This is a genomic window from Collinsella sp. OM07-12 (assembly GCF_003438275.1).
In the GTDB taxonomy this organism is placed as follows: Bacteria; Actinomycetota; Coriobacteriia; order Coriobacteriales; family Coriobacteriaceae; genus Collinsella.
Window position 1 is genome coordinate 1 of sequence record NZ_QSTQ01000008.1, and the last position, 17,441, is coordinate 17,441.

Consider the following 17,441-nt stretch of genomic DNA (forward strand, 5'->3'; position numbering starts at 1 on the left):
GACCCCCGCTGCGCACTTCGTGCGGCGGGGGTCCTGCCGTCCTGCGGAAAGATTTGGGGGCAAAGCCCCTGGCCTCCCCTACGTTCACTTCGCTGGCGGCGGCTACAGGGACCTACACTCTGTAAAAGCGCCGGGCTGATAGTTGCTTTTTATTGGTAGGGGCTCTTGCTAGGTAGGGACACTTACTAGTGACAGGCTTCGCCTGTGCGCTTGGTTTACGCTGCGCTGGTTTCTTTGTATTCGAAGACTGGTTCTAGGAGGTCTTCGATGTTGCAGTGGAGGGCTTTTGCTATGGCTCTTACGCTTGTTACCGAAGCTTCATTGATGTTTCTCTGGCGCTGCTCGTACATTTGGATTGAGCGGAGTGACACACCCGATTCGTATGCCAGATCTTGTTGGGTTTTCTTGAGCCTCTTTCTTGCTAACGCAAGTTTGGTTTGCCTGGACGCTTTTTTCGCCATATCGCAGACGAGGCAAGTCACGCGTTCCTCCGAGGCTTCGTGCCAGGGGTAGTACAGACTGCGTAGCACATCGAATGGAACGACATGCAGCAAATCTTCGAAAGACTCCCCTAGGCGCCACTGAAGGTATGCCAATATCCAGCCTGTCCAATATTCCGGTGTCTTTTCGAATCGGTAGGTTCGATTTGGCATCGGCCTTGATTGATAGCCGGACCTTTCGGCAATGAGCGCGAACAGCTCAACGCCCGATTTTCCCGACACTACCCATGCGTTGCCGCGTTCGAACTCGCGGGCTACGCCGCTCAGGCAAAAGAGTTCAGCAACTTCCGATCCTTCTGCCCCATAATCGTTAACGGCATAGTCAAAGCAGTCGCCGAGGTTGTTCATTGCATCCTCGAGGTAGTAGACGGGGTATGTCCTACTCGGCCCACAATCCGTTAACTCTTGGATCATTCAAATCAACCCTCCCTGCCATCAAATCCCTAATGTCGACACCCTCGGTGTCAAATCCGTTTACCGTATCCAGGTACTTACGTCGAGCGTTCTGTTCTCGCTCAAATCGTTTGGGATAAAACTCAGCTCCCGAGGCCTGCTTCCAATCGCGAAACCTGATCGCCGAGAACGCGCGCTCACTCATAAGCGCATATTGAATGCCCAAATCCCCCAAAAACATAATGCGCTGCAATTGCCTGAGCGAAATCATGCCGTTAACGAACTGTCTTGCAAACGAAAAGTAGGAATCGTCAGCGCGATAGCCTCGAATAACGTCATAGGGAGAAATATCAATCAGGCAGTTGTCCAGCAAATACCGAAGTCCTTCGCGTGCCAGCGGCGTCGAGACATTAAACTCCCGGTTGTCGGCCAAAATCGCAAGCCAATTGAGGATTGAGAACTCCCCAGACTCTAAATCCAAGACCGAAAGGCCATCTAAATCAAGCTCATATCGATTGGCAATGCCATCAGACTCGGTCCGGCATGCCCATTCCATTGCCATTTCCTCATGTGGTGTGCAATAAAACCCGCGCCCATAGTCATTGAATTGCCTGCATTTATCCAACGATGGATGCTCGACAACAACCTCCGACCCGTGCCAAAGCTCCATATCGACCTCCTAAAAATATCACCCCAGTGATAGTTTACCAATAACTATCACTGGGGTGATATAGATGAGAGCTTTTGAGGGGCTGCAGCCTTACTAGAGGCAAGCCTCGGCGATGCGCTTTTTTAGTTCGTCGATGCCGGTGCCGGTCTGGGAGCTCGTGATGATTACGTTCTCGGCCGGGACGTTGAGCTGCTTCTTGATGGCCGCTGCCTGACGGGCCTGCTGGGTACGGCTGAGCTTGTCGGCCTTGGTGAGACAGACGATAAAGTTGAACTCGTTGCCCTGCAGGTAGTCGATCATATCGTGATCGAGCTTGCTGGGGTCGTGGCGAATGTCCACCAGCGACACAACCAGGTTAAAGCTGCGCTCGGAGTCGAAGAAGTCGCCGATAAGCTCGGCCCAGCGGTCGCGCTCGGCCTTGGAGCGACGGGCGAAACCGTAACCCGGCAGGTCCACAAAGTGTACGTCGTCGGCCTCGAAGAAGTTGATGTTGCTCGTCTTGCCCGGCGTGCTGGAAACCTTGACCAGGTTCTTGCGGCCAAAGAGCTTGTTCATAATCGACGACTTGCCCACATTTGAGCGGCCAACGAAGCTCACCTCGGGACAGGTGGACTCGGGGATCTGCGAAACCTTGCCGTAGCTGGCGACGAACTTGGCAAGCTGATAGTTAATGGAATCGGCCATGGACACTCCTTGGTCGTAGGTTTTTACAAAACGGGCGTGCTATTGCGCGGCGGCGATACGACGAACGATGTCAAGCGTGATGCCGCTCGCGGTGCGAGCGTACTCATCCAGATCGAACTCGCGCTCGCAAAACGCGTCATATGCCTCGTCGCAATTATCGCTGATAGCGCGCAGCACCAGGCAATCGACACCATTCTTGGCCGCGATGTGCGCAATTGCCGCGCCCTCCATCTCGACGCAATCGGCATGCGTGGCCTCAATCGCAGCGTTACGCATGGCGTCACCCGTAACAAAGCGGTCACCCGTGGCGATAGTGCCACACAGGAACTGCTTGGGGTCCTTCTCCGCAGCCGCCACATCCAGCGATACGTCCACAAACCCATGCTCGGCAAGCACGGCGGCGGCAACATCAGCCAACGCCGGCGTCGAGACAAACTCCTCGAGCCCCGGCGCCGACTCGGCGATGAGCGCCGTGTCGGTATCGAGATAGCGCAGGCACTTGCCTATAACCACGTCGTTAATATGGAGCTTAGGATTTAGGCCGCCCGCAATGCCCGAAAACACAACGGCCTGCGGGGCATATTTGCTGATGAGATGCTGCGTTGCCGCCGCGGCGTTCACCGTGCCCATGCCCGCCGTTGTGGCGACAACTGTCAGGTCGTCGAGCTCACCGCTCACAACGGTCAAGCCCGCCTCCCGTGCCTCGCAAACGTCGCTCAGCTCTTCCTTAATCTGCATGATCTCTTTTTCGAGCGCACCGATAATCGCGATGGTAGCCATACCATTCCCCAAACCTATACGAAATTCTCAACCAAGGTATGGTACCAGCATTTTGTTTGACCTCGCCAAACGAACACGCTAAGCCAGTGCAGCTCGCGTATCAAACAGAGCCTTTGCAATCGCGGCCGTAACCTCGCTCGAACGGTCACTCCATGGCATCGATGTCATGACGCTCATGACATAGGTACGGCCATCGATGTCGATGAGGCCTGCATCGCATGTCGAATAGTAACCATCCTCGCTAATCCAGCCTGCCTTGTTGCGCACCAAAACCTGCTCGTCCGCAATGCCATCGCGAATAAACGAGCGCGATGTTGATGTCAGAAGGCCCGACAACCACTGTGAAGTCTCGGTATCCATGCTCAGATACTCGCTCATCTCACGCCATAACCTCGCAGAAGTGCGCGGGCAGTAGGTCGGAAAATCACTCATCGGATCCAGTGCCGTATCGTAATCGATGCCAAGACCGACAATCCAATCCTCGTAACCGACACGGTCAAACGCCGCACGTAACGCAATAAACGAATCGTTGTCTGAATAAACGACCGCAGCCTCTATCAAGTCGCGTACCGTCTGCCAACCCATGTTGTAGCCACCATAGGTGCCAAGGGAGTCATCGAGTGAAACCTGGCCCGTCTCGACCAGAGATTCGCAAATGTACAACGCATAGAGTGCCTTGTAGCTACTCGCACCGTACACCTCGACATCAGCGTTATACGTCACGCCCTTACCGCTCGACAGGTCGTAAAACACCACGCCCACATCGCCCAGCTCCTGCGCCTGGTCAAGCGCATTCTGGAGTGCGGCGAGGTTCTCATCCTCCAGGGCGAGGATCTGGTCATCAACCAGCGAGAAGGTCTGCACGGTATCGCCTGAGGGAATATCGTTAAAGTCCGCCTTCGAAAGCCCCGTCTTGAGGTTCGCTGTCGACAGGGTTTGACTTGCGGTGACTTTAGATTCAGAGACCTTTTTGTTTTGCGCCTGTACCGTTGACGCATCTGAGTGTGCCATTCGCTCCGACGCGTAGGTTTTGGCGGTAATTCCGAGGATAATAACCGCCGACGTTAGCATCCCAATGGCGGCAATCTTCCTCACGCGGATGCGAGTGTCGGCAAGGCCACGCGAAGACGTGTCCTTCGTCTTATATCTGCTGCCATGCTGCGGCACATACTCGTCCCGCGATGCGATGTTTCGCACGTGGTCTCCTGACTGCTACCGTTTATATACGAGCAGCATGATACCGAGCAGGCATTTCTTTCCAAAGATATTCAGTGGCGTTTAAGGTGTCTTTAAAGAAACCACAAGCGTTTCTATGCATTTTTGCCAATTCTGTTGCACATCTCTACCCAAAACGCAGTTGCGGTGAAATAGTTCCTGTTTGGACGGCATAAGCCGAAAAACAAGAACTATTCCACCGCAACTTGACGGGGCTCTTTGGCAATCAACTTGGTGCCCAGGGGTACTCATTTAAGTCTGTCCCCAATGAGTGCCTTTGGGGAGCGAAAATGGCTCGCTAGCCGATGGCGTTTTTGAGTTCGGCGCGGCGCTTTTTCATGCCCGTCATGACGGCGTTGCGCAGCTCGGGCATGCGCGCGGTATCCATCTGGGGCACGCCCTCAAGCTTATAGGGAATGCCCAGTTGCTCGTACTTGGCGACACCCATGGTGTGATACGGCAGCATTTCCAGGCCCACCACGTTGTGCCATGGAGCGATCAGACGACCGAGCGCCTCGCACTCCTCCACCGTGTCGGTAATGCCGGGCACCACCACGTGGCGGATAACGACCTTGATCTTGCGACGTGCAAGCTCATCGCCAAACGCCAAGATGCGTGCGGGATCGCAACCGGTCAGCTTTTTATGCTCAGCCGGATCGGCATGCTTGATGTCGAGCAGCACCATGTCGGTCTCGTTGAGAACGGCATCGAACTTCTCGGGGTGGTTGGGATCGAACGCATAGCCGCAGCTGTCCAAGCAGGTATGCACGCGGCCATCGGGGTTGTTGTGCATTGCACGGAACAGGTCGGCCAAAAACTCAGGCTGTAGGAGCGGCTCGCCGCCGGACACCGTAATTCCGCCGCTGCGATAGAACTCGTGGTTACTCTGGAACTCATCCATGAGGTGCTCGACGGTCACCATCGTGCCGCCGTTGACCGACCAGGTATCGGGATTGTGGCAATACGCGCAGCGCATGGGACAGCCTTGGACAAACACCACAAAGCGGATGCCGGGTCCGTCGACCGTTCCCATCGTCTCGATTGAATGCACGCGGCCAAGGGCAAACGCAGAGTCCTCGGGACGAGCGTCCACACCCTCAAGCGTCATTTCTGCCATTCGCGCTACCTTGCCTCTCCTTGGGTGCAACCAATTAAAATGCCAGAGCCATTCTAGCCCATACGCATGATGGTGAAATGGTTTAGCGGTCAATTGGATTGTTCTATTTGACCCCACGCAAGAGCGGCGGGAGGGTTATCGCAACCCGCCCGCCGCCGTGGCAATAGAAATCGATAGACGCCAGGCCTTTACGCCTTGAGTGTGAGCACCGCGCCGAAGGCGGTCGGGCCGCAATGGCTCGAGATGACGCCGCCGACCTGAGTCCAGGTAACGTCCTTAAAGCCCAGGCCGTGCGCATAGACTTCCATGTCGTCGCGCAATTCCTCGGAAAGGCCTACCGAATACGCCAGGCCAATATGCGAGTAGTCGATCTCGCCCTTCTCTACCATGTGATCAATAAAGGCACGGGCGCACTTGAGCATAGAGCCGCGGAACTTCTTGGTCGCCACGAACTTACCACCCGTCACCTCAATGCAGGGCTTAATCTTGAGCAGATGGGCGCCCAGGAACGCGACGTTGGACAAGCGACCGCCCGCCTTAAGGAAGGCAAGGTCCGTAGGAACAAAGCCCAGCAGCACGCGGTCCATGACGGAGTTCGTAAATGCAAAGATTTCGTCGACGGTGACATCGGGGTGAGCCTCGATGTATTTGGCGGTCTCGACGACAACGAGCGACTGGCCCACCGAGACAAAGCGCGTGTCCATGGAGAACACGTAGTCGCGCCCCTGAGCCGCAATCTTAGAGGACTGATGCGAACAGGTCGTGGCCTCGGAATATGCAAGATGCAAAATAGTCGCGTCGGGTTGCTCGGCATGGATGCGGTCGTACACATACGCAAAATCCGCTGGCGAACAGCCACTGGTCTTGGGCATCACACCAAACTCGTTGCAGCGCGAATAAATCTCGAGCGGATCGATCGAGCCGTCCTCGACGGTCTCGTCACCAATCGTGACATGCATGGGCACGCGCACGATGCCGTAGCGCTCGCAGAGCTCTGGCGTCACATCCGACCCAGACTCAACCACGATTACATACTTGCCCATTCTTATCACGACCCATCTCGACGTTGGTTTTTTAATATATGACGCACGTCCACCGTCCTGCTGTAGAACGGCCTCCAAGCGCCAAAGAGACGCCGTCCCTTGCACACAACAAAGGACAGCGTCTCCCTGGAAAACTCCGTGCTTATCTGAGATTCTACACGGTTTATTAAGGAGTGTTACTTATTCCGCAAACGGTCGCTATACGCGATAAGCGGTAGCTGGCCGCGGCAACTGCGACACATTCCGCCCAACAAGTCCAATCGTGCTCCATGCACGGTTAATGAGCGAGGCGGTAGAAATCCATCGACGCCGCACCCTCGGCGTTCAGCGCCATCGCCGGAACCGCCGGCGAATAGGTACGGCTCGTAAGTGCCGCCTCGCCACCGTTGGCAAAAATCTCGACCATCGTAGTGTCCGAAAGCACGCGCAGGTCGCGAAGTTCGCCGAGCTCGATCGACCTCTGGTCGCGTCCATAGCCTTCGTCGCCCATATCGAGGGCAAGCATCCCGTCCGTATAACGCACAAAGACACCCTTGCGGATTTCGAGCTCGATCATCTTGGCTCCCTCGCAGGAAACCACGACATCAAACAGGCGTCCCGGCTCCTCAACGGTCTCACCGCCTACAGCACGAACGCAATCGCCGCGCATCCTCTCAATCTCGTGCGCCGGCCACTGGCAGAGCTTGCCGCCGCGCATGCTCAGCTCTCTCGGCATCGTCAGCGCGCACTGCCACCCGCGCGCCGCCGTCGGGCTTTCTGTCGTCGCATCGGGGCAACCCGACCATCCGATCATCAAACGCCGACCCGCAGCGTCCTCAAAGGACTGCGGGGCATAGAAATCAAAACCGGCATCGACCATCGGGGGCATGCCCTTCCCGACGATTTTAAAGCTCGGCGCCTCCCAATCGGCCTCGATGGGGAACCACACGCACTGATGCGGATTGCGGTAACGCCAACCATCGGCAGGCACACCCTGCGGACAGCAAACGAGAATAAGCTCGCCATCGAGCTCAAACAGATCGGGGCACTCCCACATAAAGCCAAACTTCTCGCCCAACTCAATGCGCGTCGCATAGCTCCAGTCCTCAAGATTGCGCGAGGTATAGACAAGCACGCAGCCACGGTCGTCTTTCGTACGAGCGCCCAGAACCATGTAGTAGATACCGTCGTGTTCAAGGATCTTGGGGTCGCGCACGTGCGTACCGATATCGTCGGGGTAATCGACCGGCCCAACAGCTATGCGCTTCTCGCCCAATTCGTCGGGATTCTCGGCAACCATATGAATCTGGTTTTGCTCACGGCCCGTCAACACGTAGTCGTAATCATCACGGTCAAAATGCTTAACGTTGCCGGTATAGAAGTAGTGAATCTTGCCATCACGTACAAAGGCAGAACCAGAATACGCTCCACTCGAATCCAAATCGGAATCGGGGAACAGCACGGGACCGTGATTCTCGTACGTCACAAAATCCTTTGTCGCCAGATGGTTCCAAAGCACTGGACCGCCATGCGCAGCATCGAACGGATCGTATTGATGATAGATGTGATACGTATCACCAATCTGAACCAAACCATTGGGGTCGTTGAGCCAGCCAAGCTCAGGCTCCACATGGAACAAAAGCCTATCGGGGTCGGACGCGATGCGAGCCGCCGTCTCATCCTGTCCGGCACGCCACTGCTCATAGTCCGCACGCATCACCTTGTTTTTTTGATTAAACATCGCCATTGACCTTCTCGTCTATAGGAAAGGACGCTCGACTCACACGAGCCGAACGCCCTTCCCCAAATGGACTTATCCGCACATTACGCTGAACGGCTCAACTAGAAGCTAACGTCGAAGCCAGCGCCAGCGCCCTCTTCATCGGTGGTCGGCACGCCCTTTGCCTTGTTGTAGGCAAAGATCAAGACGATCGGCACGATGAAGGCGATGAGATTGCCAGCCACATACCACACGAGCGTCTCAGGCGTAACGATGAGCAGGCCAAGCACGCCGGTCAGACCCTGACCGATGGCGCGCACCTCAAAGAGCTTCACGAAGGCACCGCCGCAGCCTGCACCGATGCAAGCGCAGATGAACGGGATGATCGAGTAGCGCATGTTTGCAGCAAAGATTGCGGGCTCGGAGATACCGACCAGCGTCGGGATAAAGGACGACATGCAGATGTTGCGCTCTTTGGAATGCTTCTTGTGAATGAGGTACATGCCGATGGCGCCGCCGCCCTGGGCGATGATGGAAACCGACCAGATTGCCTGGATGTAGTTGAAGCCAGTCGTGGCAACGAGGTTTGCCTCGATACCCTGGATGAACTGATGCGTACCGGTAACGACGAGCGGCTGCAGGAATGCGGCAAAGACAAAGGCACCGAAGACGCCCATCCTGTTGTACAGGATATCGATTACGCCGGCGAGGACGTCGCCGATCAGGTTGCCGAGCGGGCCGAACACGGTGAACAGGGCGACGTTAGCAAGAATCAGGGTAACGGTCGGAACAAAGACGAACGAAACGACCTCGGGGATGTACTTCTGGGCAATCTTCTCGACCTTGGCCATAAACCAGGCAGTCAGGATTGCAGGGAACACGCCGCCCTGGAAAGCAACCATGGGAATGGAGAGCGGACCGAAGTTCCAGTACTCAGCACCCGTCGGGTCCATAACGAACGTGTTACGGTTCATAAGGCTCGGGTGAACCATGACGATACCGACGAGGATGCCCAGGATCGGGTTACCGCCAAAACGCTTGACCGCGCTGTACATAACCAGGACAGGTAGGTAGTCGAAGGTGGTGGCGATAATGGCAAAGAAGCTTGCGAGGTTCTTGAGGAACTCGCTGTGATCGGCGAGGCTGCCCTCCATGCCAAAGAGGCCGTTGGCAACGATCAGCGACTTAAGGCCGATGATGATAGCAGCGCCGACGAAAGCGGGAATGATGGGGATAAAGATGTCCGAGAATACCTTGAGGACCGAGAAGAACTTGCCCTTCTTGTCCGCCTCGGCGCCCTTGACCTCGGAAGCGCTGATCTCCTTAACGCCCGTCAGAGCCATAAACTCATCGTAAACCTTGTTGACGGTACCGGTACCGAAGATGATCATGAGCTGGCCGCTGTTGTACAGCACGCCCTTGACGCCATCGATGTTCTCGAGCTCGGCCTTGTTGTACTTGCTCGTATCCTTGAGCACCAGACGCAGACGCGTAACGCAATGCGTGGCGCCCTCGATGTTCTCCAGACCGCCGACGTTATCGACGACTTGCTGAGACACTGCTTTGTAGTCCATGTTCCTCTCCATTCCTTTACGAAATCATAAGACGTTTTGATGCCATTACAGAGACGCGATCGTTGCATTTGCGCACTTAAGCGTACCGTCGGTGACCGTCAGCGCCACACCCTGGCCCTGCTTATTGCAGAATCGAGCGTTAAGCGCAACATCATCGACAAAGATGGTCGCGATATCGTCGTCAACGACCAGGCGCACATGATGAGTGCCCTCGCCCTTAAAGAACAACGGACGCTCGAGGCCCATGTTGTTGACCTGGAACCACGGATACTGGGGGGCCGCCGTAAACTCGAGCTTGCCCTCACGCAGGTTGGCGCGGAACTCATAGGCAAGACCGGACTCGGCGTCCTCGGCAAGCTTCACCGAGAAGCCGGCAGCGTCACCGGCGAGCTCGATGTCGGCATCGAGCATATAGGTGGAACCGGCATCCGCGGCGAGCACCTGCTCGACCTTGCCCGACTCGCAGGAGAGCTCAAAGGCCTCGACTGCCTTAGCCTCGCCAAAGGCGCCAAGCATGCTGTCAGGAAGCTTGGTGCCGAGCGTTCCGTCGGCACGCTGAACGATCTCGAGGGGCATAAAGGTGCCACCCCACAGGTAAGAGCTGGGGTCGCCGCCCTCGTCACGCGTAGGAACCCAACCAAAGAGAACGCGGCGCTCGCCGTCAAATGCGGTACGCGCGGCATAGTACGCGCGGCCATCGAAGGAATCGTCCGCAGGAGTGATCCAAGGACCGTTGATAGAGCGAGACATGCGGTAACGGGTCTTGTTGCCATCACTGTACTCGGAGAACACCAGATACCACCAGTCGCCCATCTTAAAGAGATCAGGCATCTCGAACATGGTGTACAGGCCCGGATTCCACCAGTCGCCCTGGAACTCCCAGGTATCCAGGTCCTTGGAGGTGAACTTGACCAGACGACCGGTCATCAGACGCTTGTCCTCGCCCACACGCGTGCCGAGGATGAGCATGTACTCTTCGTTCTCCTCATCCCAAAGCACAAAGGGATCGCGCCAGTTGCGGTCATCGTAACCCTCCTGGGGCGGAAGCAGCGTCTCGGCGATGTTCTTCTCCCACTTGACGGCGTCGTCACTCGTTGCGTGAAGAAGAACCTGCTTCATCAAGCGTGCCTTGACCTTATCGCGATTGCAACCAGTGTAGAGCGCATGGTACTTGTCGCCCACCTTAAACACCGTGCCGGCATAAACATACTGGTCGACTTCCTCGTCGCCGCCACGCTCAAGGCTCTCGCCAAAGTCTTTGTAATTGACGAAGTCCTTGGTTGTCGCGAGTGCCCAGCCAAACGGCTCTCCGAAAGGTCCGGGGTTTCGCGTGTCACGCTGATGATAGAGATAGAACGTGCCGTCCTCGCCGTACGGCATGATGTCGCCTACCCAAATTCCCTCAGGCTGGTAATACACCTTGTGCATCCGAGACTTCCTTTCTCACGAGATACTAACTCGGTACAACTGCAAGATATGTCAATCGTTTTCATATGTCAAACGTTTTCACACCAATACGTCTTTTCGCAGTTCCAGTCGTCGGCAAACGGTTGACATATGCCGGCGAACGGTCATCAGAGGTGTTTGAGGAATTCTTTTGGCACGGGATGAACTACGCGGTTTTACCCTCAATGAGTTCAACGGGGAGCTTGATATTCGATTCGGGCTTTTCGCCGTTAATAAGAGCAACGATGGATTGCGCCGCGAGCTCTCCGATGCGATCGATATCTTGGCGAACGGTTGTTAAGTCAGGCATAAACGTCATAGTGCGGCGGGCACCATCCGCGCCCACGACCTTAATATCGCCCGGAGCGCTCAAGCCGCGCTGCTTCATCACGTTAAGACAGATAGCCGCCATCGTGTCGTCTCCCGCAAAGATGCCGTCAATATCGGGGTTCTCATCGAGGATCTTCGCAACGACCGCGCTCTTTTCGTCGTCGGGCTTAACGAACTCGACCTCACGGACAAGCGCGGGCAAACCGGCCTGCTCAACAACATCGAGGTAGGCATCGGTACGCTTATTGGCAGGCATGCGCATGCGGCTATTGCTGCGCAGGCACAGGATGCGCGAACACCCGTCATCGATCAGGCGACGCGTGGCAAGTTCGCCGATACTATAGCTGTCGCTCGCAATCTGAACAGAGGCCTCGCCAAGGTCGCAGTCGATACCAACCAGACTCAAACCCATCTCGGCATACGCCTCGGCACCGATATTAAGCGAGTTGACGATGACGCCATCAACCATATTGCGTCGAAGCATGTCGATATAAGAGCGCTCAAGCTCGGGTCGATTGGCGCTATTGCACAGCAGCATCTTAAAACCGTTTTCGGCCAGGGTATGCTCAATGACTTGAACCACTTGGGCATGAAACGGACTGCTGACATAGGGGACGATCATACCGATAAGATTCAGGCGACCGTTGAGCATGGCACGGGCGATATCGTTGGGCGTATAGTTGATGCGCTTCATCGCGGCATGGACCTTATCGCGGGTCTCTTGGCTAATATAGCCGCGATTATTAAGCACGCGAGATACCGTAGTAGGCGAAACCCCCGCCACCGCCGCAACTTCCTTGATGCCAGGCTTAGCCGTATCCTTAGAACGAGCACTCTCGCGAGCCATAGCACCCTCCCCCATCAACATGTCATACGTTTACATACGAACAAAGCATACCCCAACAAGAGCGGGAAGACGGTAACAGTACAAGTAAGTAAACGACTCATCCAAATAATTAGGAGAGTTCCGCCTAAAGGGTGACTACACAGGACCCAGCCAAGGCTGTTTGGGCTACCTCCCAAAATATTCCGCAGGACGCAAAGAGGCTCGCCGCACGAAGTGCGCAGCGAGCCTCTTTGCATGTCCGAGGACACCAATTTTGATTTAGCGTGGTTCCCTAAAGGGCGACAACGCAGGAGACCCGGCAAGGCCGGGAGCACTTTGTCTCGCAAACATTCCGCAGCCGCGAAGCGGCGAGGACGTTTGAGAGGCAAAGTGCGTAGGCCTTGCCGGGTCTCCGGTGGGAGTTGAGTCCCTTTAGAACTTGTTGTGGAAGGTACGCGAAATGACCTCGTCCTGCTGCTCCTTGGTGAGCGTGTGGAAGTTCACGGCGTAGCCGGAAACGCGGATGGTCAGCTGCGGATACTTCTCGGGGTGAGCCTGAGCGTCGAGCAGCGTCTCACGGTTAAAGACGTTGATGTTCAGGTGGTGGCCACCCTTCTCGGCGTAAGCGTCGAGCATGTGGACCAGGTTATCGGCCTGAGTCTCGGAAACTTCAGAAACCTTCATAATGTGTCTCCTTCGATTGATAGGCGCCGGCCGAAACCGGCGCGCCAATCAGTAATCGTTATTGTTAGTATAGCACTAACAATAGTTACTCGCCTAGCTGATCAAGGTCGATATCGCCAAAGAACACCTGGTCCTCCTTGCCGAGCGCACCCGGGATGATGGAGAAGGTGTTGGAGATGCCGTCCTGAGCATCGCGGAACGGGAGCTTGGAAACCGAAGACAGCGAGGCGATGGCGCCGAGGCTATCGCGCTTGTGCATGGGGTTAGCACCCGGGGCGAAGGGCTGGCCAGCCTTGCGGCCATCAGGCGTAGAACCGGTCTTCTTGCCGTACACGACGTTGGAAGTAATGGTCAGAACCGAGGTCGTGGGCACGGAGTTGCGGTAGGTGTCGTTCATGCGGATGTACTCCATGAACTGGTGCACAACGTCGTGAGCGATCTGGTCGACGCGGTCGTCGTCGTTACCGTACTTGGGGAACTCGCCCTCGGTCTCGAAGTCGACGATGATGCCATTCTCGTCACGGACGGGGTGGACCTTGGCGTACTTGATGGCGGACAGGGAGTCAGCCACGACGGAAAGGCCAGCGATGCCCGTAGCGAACCAACGGTGCACGTGCTTGTCGTGCAGAGCCATCTGGATGCGCTCGTAGCAATACTTGTCGTGCATGTAGTGAATGATGTTCAGCGAGTTGACATACACGCCAGCGAGCCACTTCATCATGTCGTTGTACTTTGCCACGACGTCGTCGTAATCGAGCGTGTCGCCCTCGACGGCGCGGTACTTGGGGCCGACCTGCTTCTTGGAGACCTCGTCAACACCGCCGTTGAGCGCGTAGAGCAGGCACTTGGCCAGGTTGGCGCGGGCGCCGAAGAACTGCATCTCTTTGCCGATGCGCATGGAGGACACGCAGCAGGCGATGCCGTAGTCGTCGCCGTGGTAAACACGCATGAGGTCATCGTTCTCGTACTGGATCGAGGAGCTGGCGACGGAAGTCTTGGCGCAGAACTTCTTGAAGTTCTCGGGCAGACGGGTCGACCACAGAACGGTCATGTTGGGCTCGGGGCTGGTGCCCATGTTCTCAAGCGTGTGCAGGTAGCGGTAGCTCATCTTGGTAACGAGCGTACGGCCGTCGACGCCCATGCCGCCGATGGACTCGGTGACCCACTGCGGATCGCCGGTGAACAGGGCCTGGTACTCGGGGGTACGGGCAAACTTGACCATGCGGAGCTTCATGATGAAGTGATCCACGAACTCCTGGATCTGCTCCTCGGTGAAGGTGCCGTTGGCAAGGTCGCGCTCAGCGTAAATGTCGATGAACGTGGAGGTACGGCCGATGGACATAGCGGCGCCGTTCTGCTCCTTGACGGCAGCGAGGTAGGCGAAGTACATCCACTGGATGGCCTCCTGCGTGTTGGTAGCAGGCTTGGAGATATCGAAACCATAGGTCTCGGCCATCATCTTGAGCTCGCCGAGGGCACGGATCTGCTCCTGCAGCTCCTCACGATCGCGGATGTTGTCGGCAGTCATGACCGTCGGGGTGGAAGCCTTCTGGGCCTCCTTGTCCTTGATCAGGTAGTCGACACCGTACAGGGCGACACGACGGTAGTCGCCGATGATGCGGCCGCGGCCATAGCCATCGGGCAGACCGGTGATGATGTGGGCCGAACGGCAAGCGCGCATCTCGGGGGTGTAGACATCGAAGACGCCCGCGTTGTGGGTCTTGCGCTCGAAGGTGTAGCGCTCGACAACGTTCTCGTCGATCTTGTAGCCGTGCTGGCTAGCAGCCTGGCAAGCGATGCGGATACCGCCGTTGACGTGCAACGCGCGCTTGAGCGGCTTGTCGGTCTGGAGGCCGACGATGGTCTCCTTCTCACGATGGGCGTTATCGATGTAGCCAGCGGGATGGCTCACGATACCCGTGACGGTCTTGGTGTCCATATCGAGGACGCCGCCCTGCTCGCGCTCCTTGAGCAGCAGGTCGAGAACCTCGCCCCACAGCTCCTTGGTACGCTCGGTCGGGCCGGCGAGGAACGACTCGTCGCCCTCGTAGGGGGTGTAGTTCTTCTGGATGAAGTCTCGGACGTCAACCTCTCCCGTCCAGATGCCTTCCTTGAAGCCTTCCCATGCCTCCTGCATTGTGTAACCACGCTCCTAGTTACGTATTATGCGGCGCTCTCACACCGCTGCTTATTGAATTCTTGAATATTCGACCTGCATGACCGGCTTCATTCGCCTTTCATCGCGCGTTAGCGCAGGGAAAAACGTTTATTCACCTTGGTCTTGCAACCCTAAACCCAAGATTTCACCCGTCTGTGAAGGATAACATAGCCACCCCCTTCATCAGGGCTGTTATATGTTCCTTTTTTTATACCATTAGTCCTTTTTTGACAAATCCGCAGGAAACGCACGCGTCATCAGCTACCGTTCACCGAATTGTTTGATATTTCCCCTTGCCTTTATACGTCCTTCACTCTAGCTGTTATGCCAGCTTTAGCAGGGTAAAGTGTCCTAGAGACCCTTCAGAAACTGAAGGGCGGCCACGGGATTTTCCCCGCGGCCGCCCTGTGGCGTGGCTAGTTTTTTAGCTTTGATTGCCGCTTGGCATTAAGCGGCTGAGGCGGCGCTGCCGGTCGCTGCCTTGCTGTTGCTCTGCTGGCCCTGAAAATGCTTGTAGCACCAGCTGGTGACCAGCGGGGTCAAAATGGCCGTCACGATAGCGCAGGCTGCAACCTGAGCCGTAGCCGTCGCGAGCACCGCACCGCCGTACATGGCCTCGTTGACGCTTGCCATAGCGGCAGGCGTTGCCACATTGGCTCCGGCGCAGCTGGAGATTGCCGCACCTGCGACACCGGTGCCACCGGTGAGCTTATCGACCGCAACAACGGGGATAGCGAAGACCACCGAGCAGATCACGCCGAGCAGAATGCCGGGAAGACCGCCGTTGATAAGCTGACCAAAAGTCATGGTCGAGCCCATGGCAAAGAAGACGAGCACGATGATGGCGGAAAGTGCCGGTGCCATCATCTTCTTAAAGCTCGGGAAGAGGTTACCCAGAATAATGCCGACGACGATCGGCAGGATGGCGCCCACGAGCGACCAGCCGATCGGAGCCTGGCCGGCGGCGCCGAGCACGATCATCGTGACCGGAGGGCCGACAACCAGCGTGGTGATGGCGACGGCGCCACGCTCGGCCTCGTTGCCCATGGTGCCCATCAGTCCAGCGTACATAGCGTTGTTGGCACCCGTGCAAGCGGCCAGCATCACCATGGCCGAGATGCCAAACAGGTTGTCGTTGAACACATAAAGGATGAGTAGCGACACGGCGACAACCACGATCTGCTTGACGGCAATGATAATGGCACCGCGGGCAGCGGCAGCAGGAGCGCTCTTAAACGAAATCGTCGTACCGACGATGAGCAAAAAAGCGCCCACAAGCGGGCCGGCGCCCTGCTGGGTCATACCGAGCGTAAAGCTGCCGAGCGTTTTAAACAGGTCGGGGAACAGCGTGTTGAGCAGGCAACCCAAAAAAAGCGGCACCAGGATATTGGCGCCCGGGATGGAGGACATCTTAAAGAACGGCTCTTTTGTTGCCGGCGCCTCCACCGCAGTCGATTCACTCATTTATATCTCCTTTTGATGCGTGTGACACGCGGCCACACGCTCCTGAGTCAGAAAGAAGGCGACGGTCCCGAGTCGCAGGAGCCGTCGCCGAATTATCGCCGCGGGGTATTACCCGTCCAGGACGATGCCGCCGTCGCAGTCGCCGATCTCGCCGTTCACGAAGCTGGCGAGGTCGGAAGCAAAGAACAGCACCATCTGTGCAGGCTCGCTAGCCTGGGCAGCGCGGCCCAGGGGAATACCGTTGATGATGCGCTGAGAGTTCTCATCAGAGAGAATCGAGGTCATGTCGGTAAGGGTAAGCGATGGGCACACGGCGTTGCAGCGGATGCCGAACTTACCGCCTTCCTTGGCGACCGCCTTGGTTAGGCCGTTGACACCGGCCTTGGAGCTTGCGTAGGCAGCAGTGCCGAGCAGGCCGCCGCCGATCTTGCCGGCCACAGAGCTCACGTTGACGATGGTGCCGGTGTGGGCCGCCTTAAAGTGCGGGTACACGGCATTCATCATGGTAAAGGTGCCGTTAAGGTTGATGTCGATGGTGCGGCGCCATTCGGTGTCGTCGATCTCGTCGAACTTTTTGGTGCTGATGACACCGGCGCAGTTGATCAGAATGTTGGTCTGGGGCAGATCCGCGAAGATCTGCTCGACGGACTCGCGCGCCTTGGACGCATCGGCGACATCGAGCTGGTAGAACTTGTTGCCCTCTCCAAGCTCGGCCACCGCGGCCTCGCCCTTGGCAGCGTTCCTTGCGATGAGCGCGACGTGTCCGCCGCCCGCAACGATACCCTTGGCAATCTCGAGGCCAATGCCCTGAGTGCCGCCGGTAACGATCGCGGTTTTGCCCGTGAAGTCAAATGCCAT

The 17,441-nt window shown here is 56.8% G+C and carries 15 protein-coding genes; all 15 read right to left on the reverse strand.

What is annotated here, in order from left to right:
• Window positions 1-215 precede the first annotated feature (215 nt).
• Window positions 216-848 (reverse strand): helix-turn-helix transcriptional regulator, encoded by a 633-nt coding sequence (locus tag DXB98_RS03985; protein WP_117743232.1) that lies wholly within the window; start codon window positions 846-848, stop codon window positions 216-218.
• 31 nt (window positions 849-879) lie between these two features.
• Window positions 880-1,563 (reverse strand): DUF3990 domain-containing protein, encoded by a 684-nt coding sequence (locus DXB98_RS03990; RefSeq protein WP_117635679.1) that lies wholly within the window; start codon window positions 1,561-1,563, stop codon window positions 880-882.
• A 93-nt stretch (window positions 1,564-1,656) separates the two neighbouring features.
• Window positions 1,657-2,247, reverse strand: a complete 591-nt coding sequence (gene yihA, locus DXB98_RS03995; protein WP_006234871.1) for a ribosome biogenesis GTP-binding protein YihA/YsxC — start codon at window positions 2,245-2,247, stop codon at window positions 1,657-1,659.
• Between the two features lie 39 nt (window positions 2,248-2,286).
• Window positions 2,287-3,027 (reverse strand): 5'-methylthioadenosine/S-adenosylhomocysteine nucleosidase, encoded by a 741-nt coding sequence (gene mtnN, locus DXB98_RS04000; protein ID WP_117635678.1) that lies wholly within the window; start codon window positions 3,025-3,027, stop codon window positions 2,287-2,289.
• Between the two features lie 78 nt (window positions 3,028-3,105).
• A complete protein-coding gene (locus DXB98_RS04005; RefSeq protein WP_117743233.1) occupies window positions 3,106-4,224 on the reverse strand; it encodes a serine hydrolase in 1,119 nt (372 codons plus the stop codon).
• A gap of 316 nt (window positions 4,225-4,540) precedes the next feature.
• Window positions 4,541-5,359 (reverse strand): pyruvate formate-lyase-activating protein, encoded by an 819-nt coding sequence (pflA, locus tag DXB98_RS04010; protein WP_117635676.1) that lies wholly within the window; start codon window positions 5,357-5,359, stop codon window positions 4,541-4,543.
• Window positions 5,360-5,547: 188 nt separating this feature from the next.
• The gene (locus DXB98_RS04015; RefSeq protein WP_117743234.1) at window positions 5,548-6,402 is read right to left on the reverse strand and encodes a DegV family protein; all 855 of its coding nucleotides are present in this window, start codon (window positions 6,400-6,402) and stop codon (window positions 5,548-5,550) included.
• Between the two features lie 277 nt (window positions 6,403-6,679).
• The gene (locus tag DXB98_RS04020) at window positions 6,680-8,122 is read right to left on the reverse strand and encodes a glycoside hydrolase family 32 protein (RefSeq protein ID WP_158553143.1); all 1,443 of its coding nucleotides are present in this window, start codon (window positions 8,120-8,122) and stop codon (window positions 6,680-6,682) included.
• A gap of 101 nt (window positions 8,123-8,223) precedes the next feature.
• Window positions 8,224-9,675: a PTS transporter subunit EIIC gene (locus DXB98_RS04025; protein ID WP_052044095.1), complete on the reverse strand. Its 1,452-nt coding sequence runs from the start codon at window positions 9,673-9,675 to the stop codon at window positions 8,224-8,226.
• A 45-nt stretch (window positions 9,676-9,720) separates the two neighbouring features.
• The gene (locus tag DXB98_RS04030; RefSeq protein WP_117743236.1) at window positions 9,721-11,103 is read right to left on the reverse strand and encodes a family 43 glycosylhydrolase; all 1,383 of its coding nucleotides are present in this window, start codon (window positions 11,101-11,103) and stop codon (window positions 9,721-9,723) included.
• Between the two features lie 184 nt (window positions 11,104-11,287).
• Window positions 11,288-12,298, reverse strand: a complete 1,011-nt coding sequence (locus tag DXB98_RS04035) for a LacI family DNA-binding transcriptional regulator (RefSeq protein ID WP_233505084.1) — start codon at window positions 12,296-12,298, stop codon at window positions 11,288-11,290.
• 411 nt (window positions 12,299-12,709) lie between these two features.
• A complete protein-coding gene (grcA3, locus tag DXB98_RS04040; RefSeq protein WP_055252439.1) occupies window positions 12,710-12,961 on the reverse strand; it encodes an autonomous glycyl radical cofactor GrcA3 in 252 nt (83 codons plus the stop codon).
• 85 nt (window positions 12,962-13,046) lie between these two features.
• Entirely contained in the window at window positions 13,047-15,098 is a 2,052-nt protein-coding gene (gene pflB / locus DXB98_RS04045; RefSeq protein WP_117735726.1) for a formate C-acetyltransferase, read from the reverse strand.
• Between the two features lie 468 nt (window positions 15,099-15,566).
• Window positions 15,567-16,583, reverse strand: a complete 1,017-nt coding sequence (locus DXB98_RS04050) for a 2-keto-3-deoxygluconate permease (protein ID WP_117743238.1) — start codon at window positions 16,581-16,583, stop codon at window positions 15,567-15,569.
• 108 nt (window positions 16,584-16,691) lie between these two features.
• Window positions 16,692-17,441: an SDR family NAD(P)-dependent oxidoreductase gene (locus tag DXB98_RS04055; protein ID WP_117743239.1), complete on the reverse strand. Its 750-nt coding sequence runs from the start codon at window positions 17,439-17,441 to the stop codon at window positions 16,692-16,694.

What these genes read in the sequence shown, in the direction of transcription:
- DXB98_RS03985 (WP_117743232.1), bottom strand. Translation starts at nt 848, where the DNA reads ATGAACAACCTCGGCGACTGCTTTGACTATGCCGTTAACGATTATGGG.
- DXB98_RS03990 (WP_117635679.1), bottom strand. Translation starts at nt 1,563, where the DNA reads ATGGAGCTTTGGCACGGGTCGGAGGTTGTTGTCGAGCATCCATCGTTG.
- yihA (WP_006234871.1), bottom strand. Translation starts at nt 2,247, where the DNA reads ATGGCCGATTCCATTAACTATCAGCTTGCCAAGTTCGTCGCCAGCTAC.
- mtnN (WP_117635678.1), bottom strand. Translation starts at nt 3,027, where the DNA reads ATGGCTACCATCGCGATTATCGGTGCGCTCGAAAAAGAGATCATGCAG.
- pflA (WP_117635676.1), bottom strand. Translation starts at nt 5,359, where the DNA reads ATGGCAGAAATGACGCTTGAGGGTGTGGACGCTCGTCCCGAGGACTCT.
- DXB98_RS04015 (WP_117743234.1), bottom strand. Translation starts at nt 6,402, where the DNA reads ATGGGCAAGTATGTAATCGTGGTTGAGTCTGGGTCGGATGTGACGCCA.
- DXB98_RS04020 (WP_158553143.1), bottom strand. Translation starts at nt 8,122, where the DNA reads ATGTTTAATCAAAAAAACAAGGTGATGCGTGCGGACTATGAGCAGTGG.
- DXB98_RS04025 (WP_052044095.1), bottom strand. Translation starts at nt 9,675, where the DNA reads ATGGACTACAAAGCAGTGTCTCAGCAAGTCGTCGATAACGTCGGCGGT.
- DXB98_RS04030 (WP_117743236.1), bottom strand. Translation starts at nt 11,103, where the DNA reads ATGCACAAGGTGTATTACCAGCCTGAGGGAATTTGGGTAGGCGACATC.
- DXB98_RS04035 (WP_233505084.1), bottom strand. Translation starts at nt 12,298, where the DNA reads ATGGCTCGCGAGAGTGCTCGTTCTAAGGATACGGCTAAGCCTGGCATC.
- grcA3 (WP_055252439.1), bottom strand. Translation starts at nt 12,961, where the DNA reads ATGAAGGTTTCTGAAGTTTCCGAGACTCAGGCCGATAACCTGGTCCAC.
- pflB (WP_117735726.1), bottom strand. Translation starts at nt 15,098, where the DNA reads ATGCAGGAGGCATGGGAAGGCTTCAAGGAAGGCATCTGGACGGGAGAG.
- DXB98_RS04050 (WP_117743238.1), bottom strand. Translation starts at nt 16,583, where the DNA reads ATGAGTGAATCGACTGCGGTGGAGGCGCCGGCAACAAAAGAGCCGTTC.
- DXB98_RS04055 (WP_117743239.1), bottom strand. Translation starts at nt 17,441, where the DNA reads ATGGCATTTGACTTCACGGGCAAAACCGCGATCGTTACCGGCGGCACT.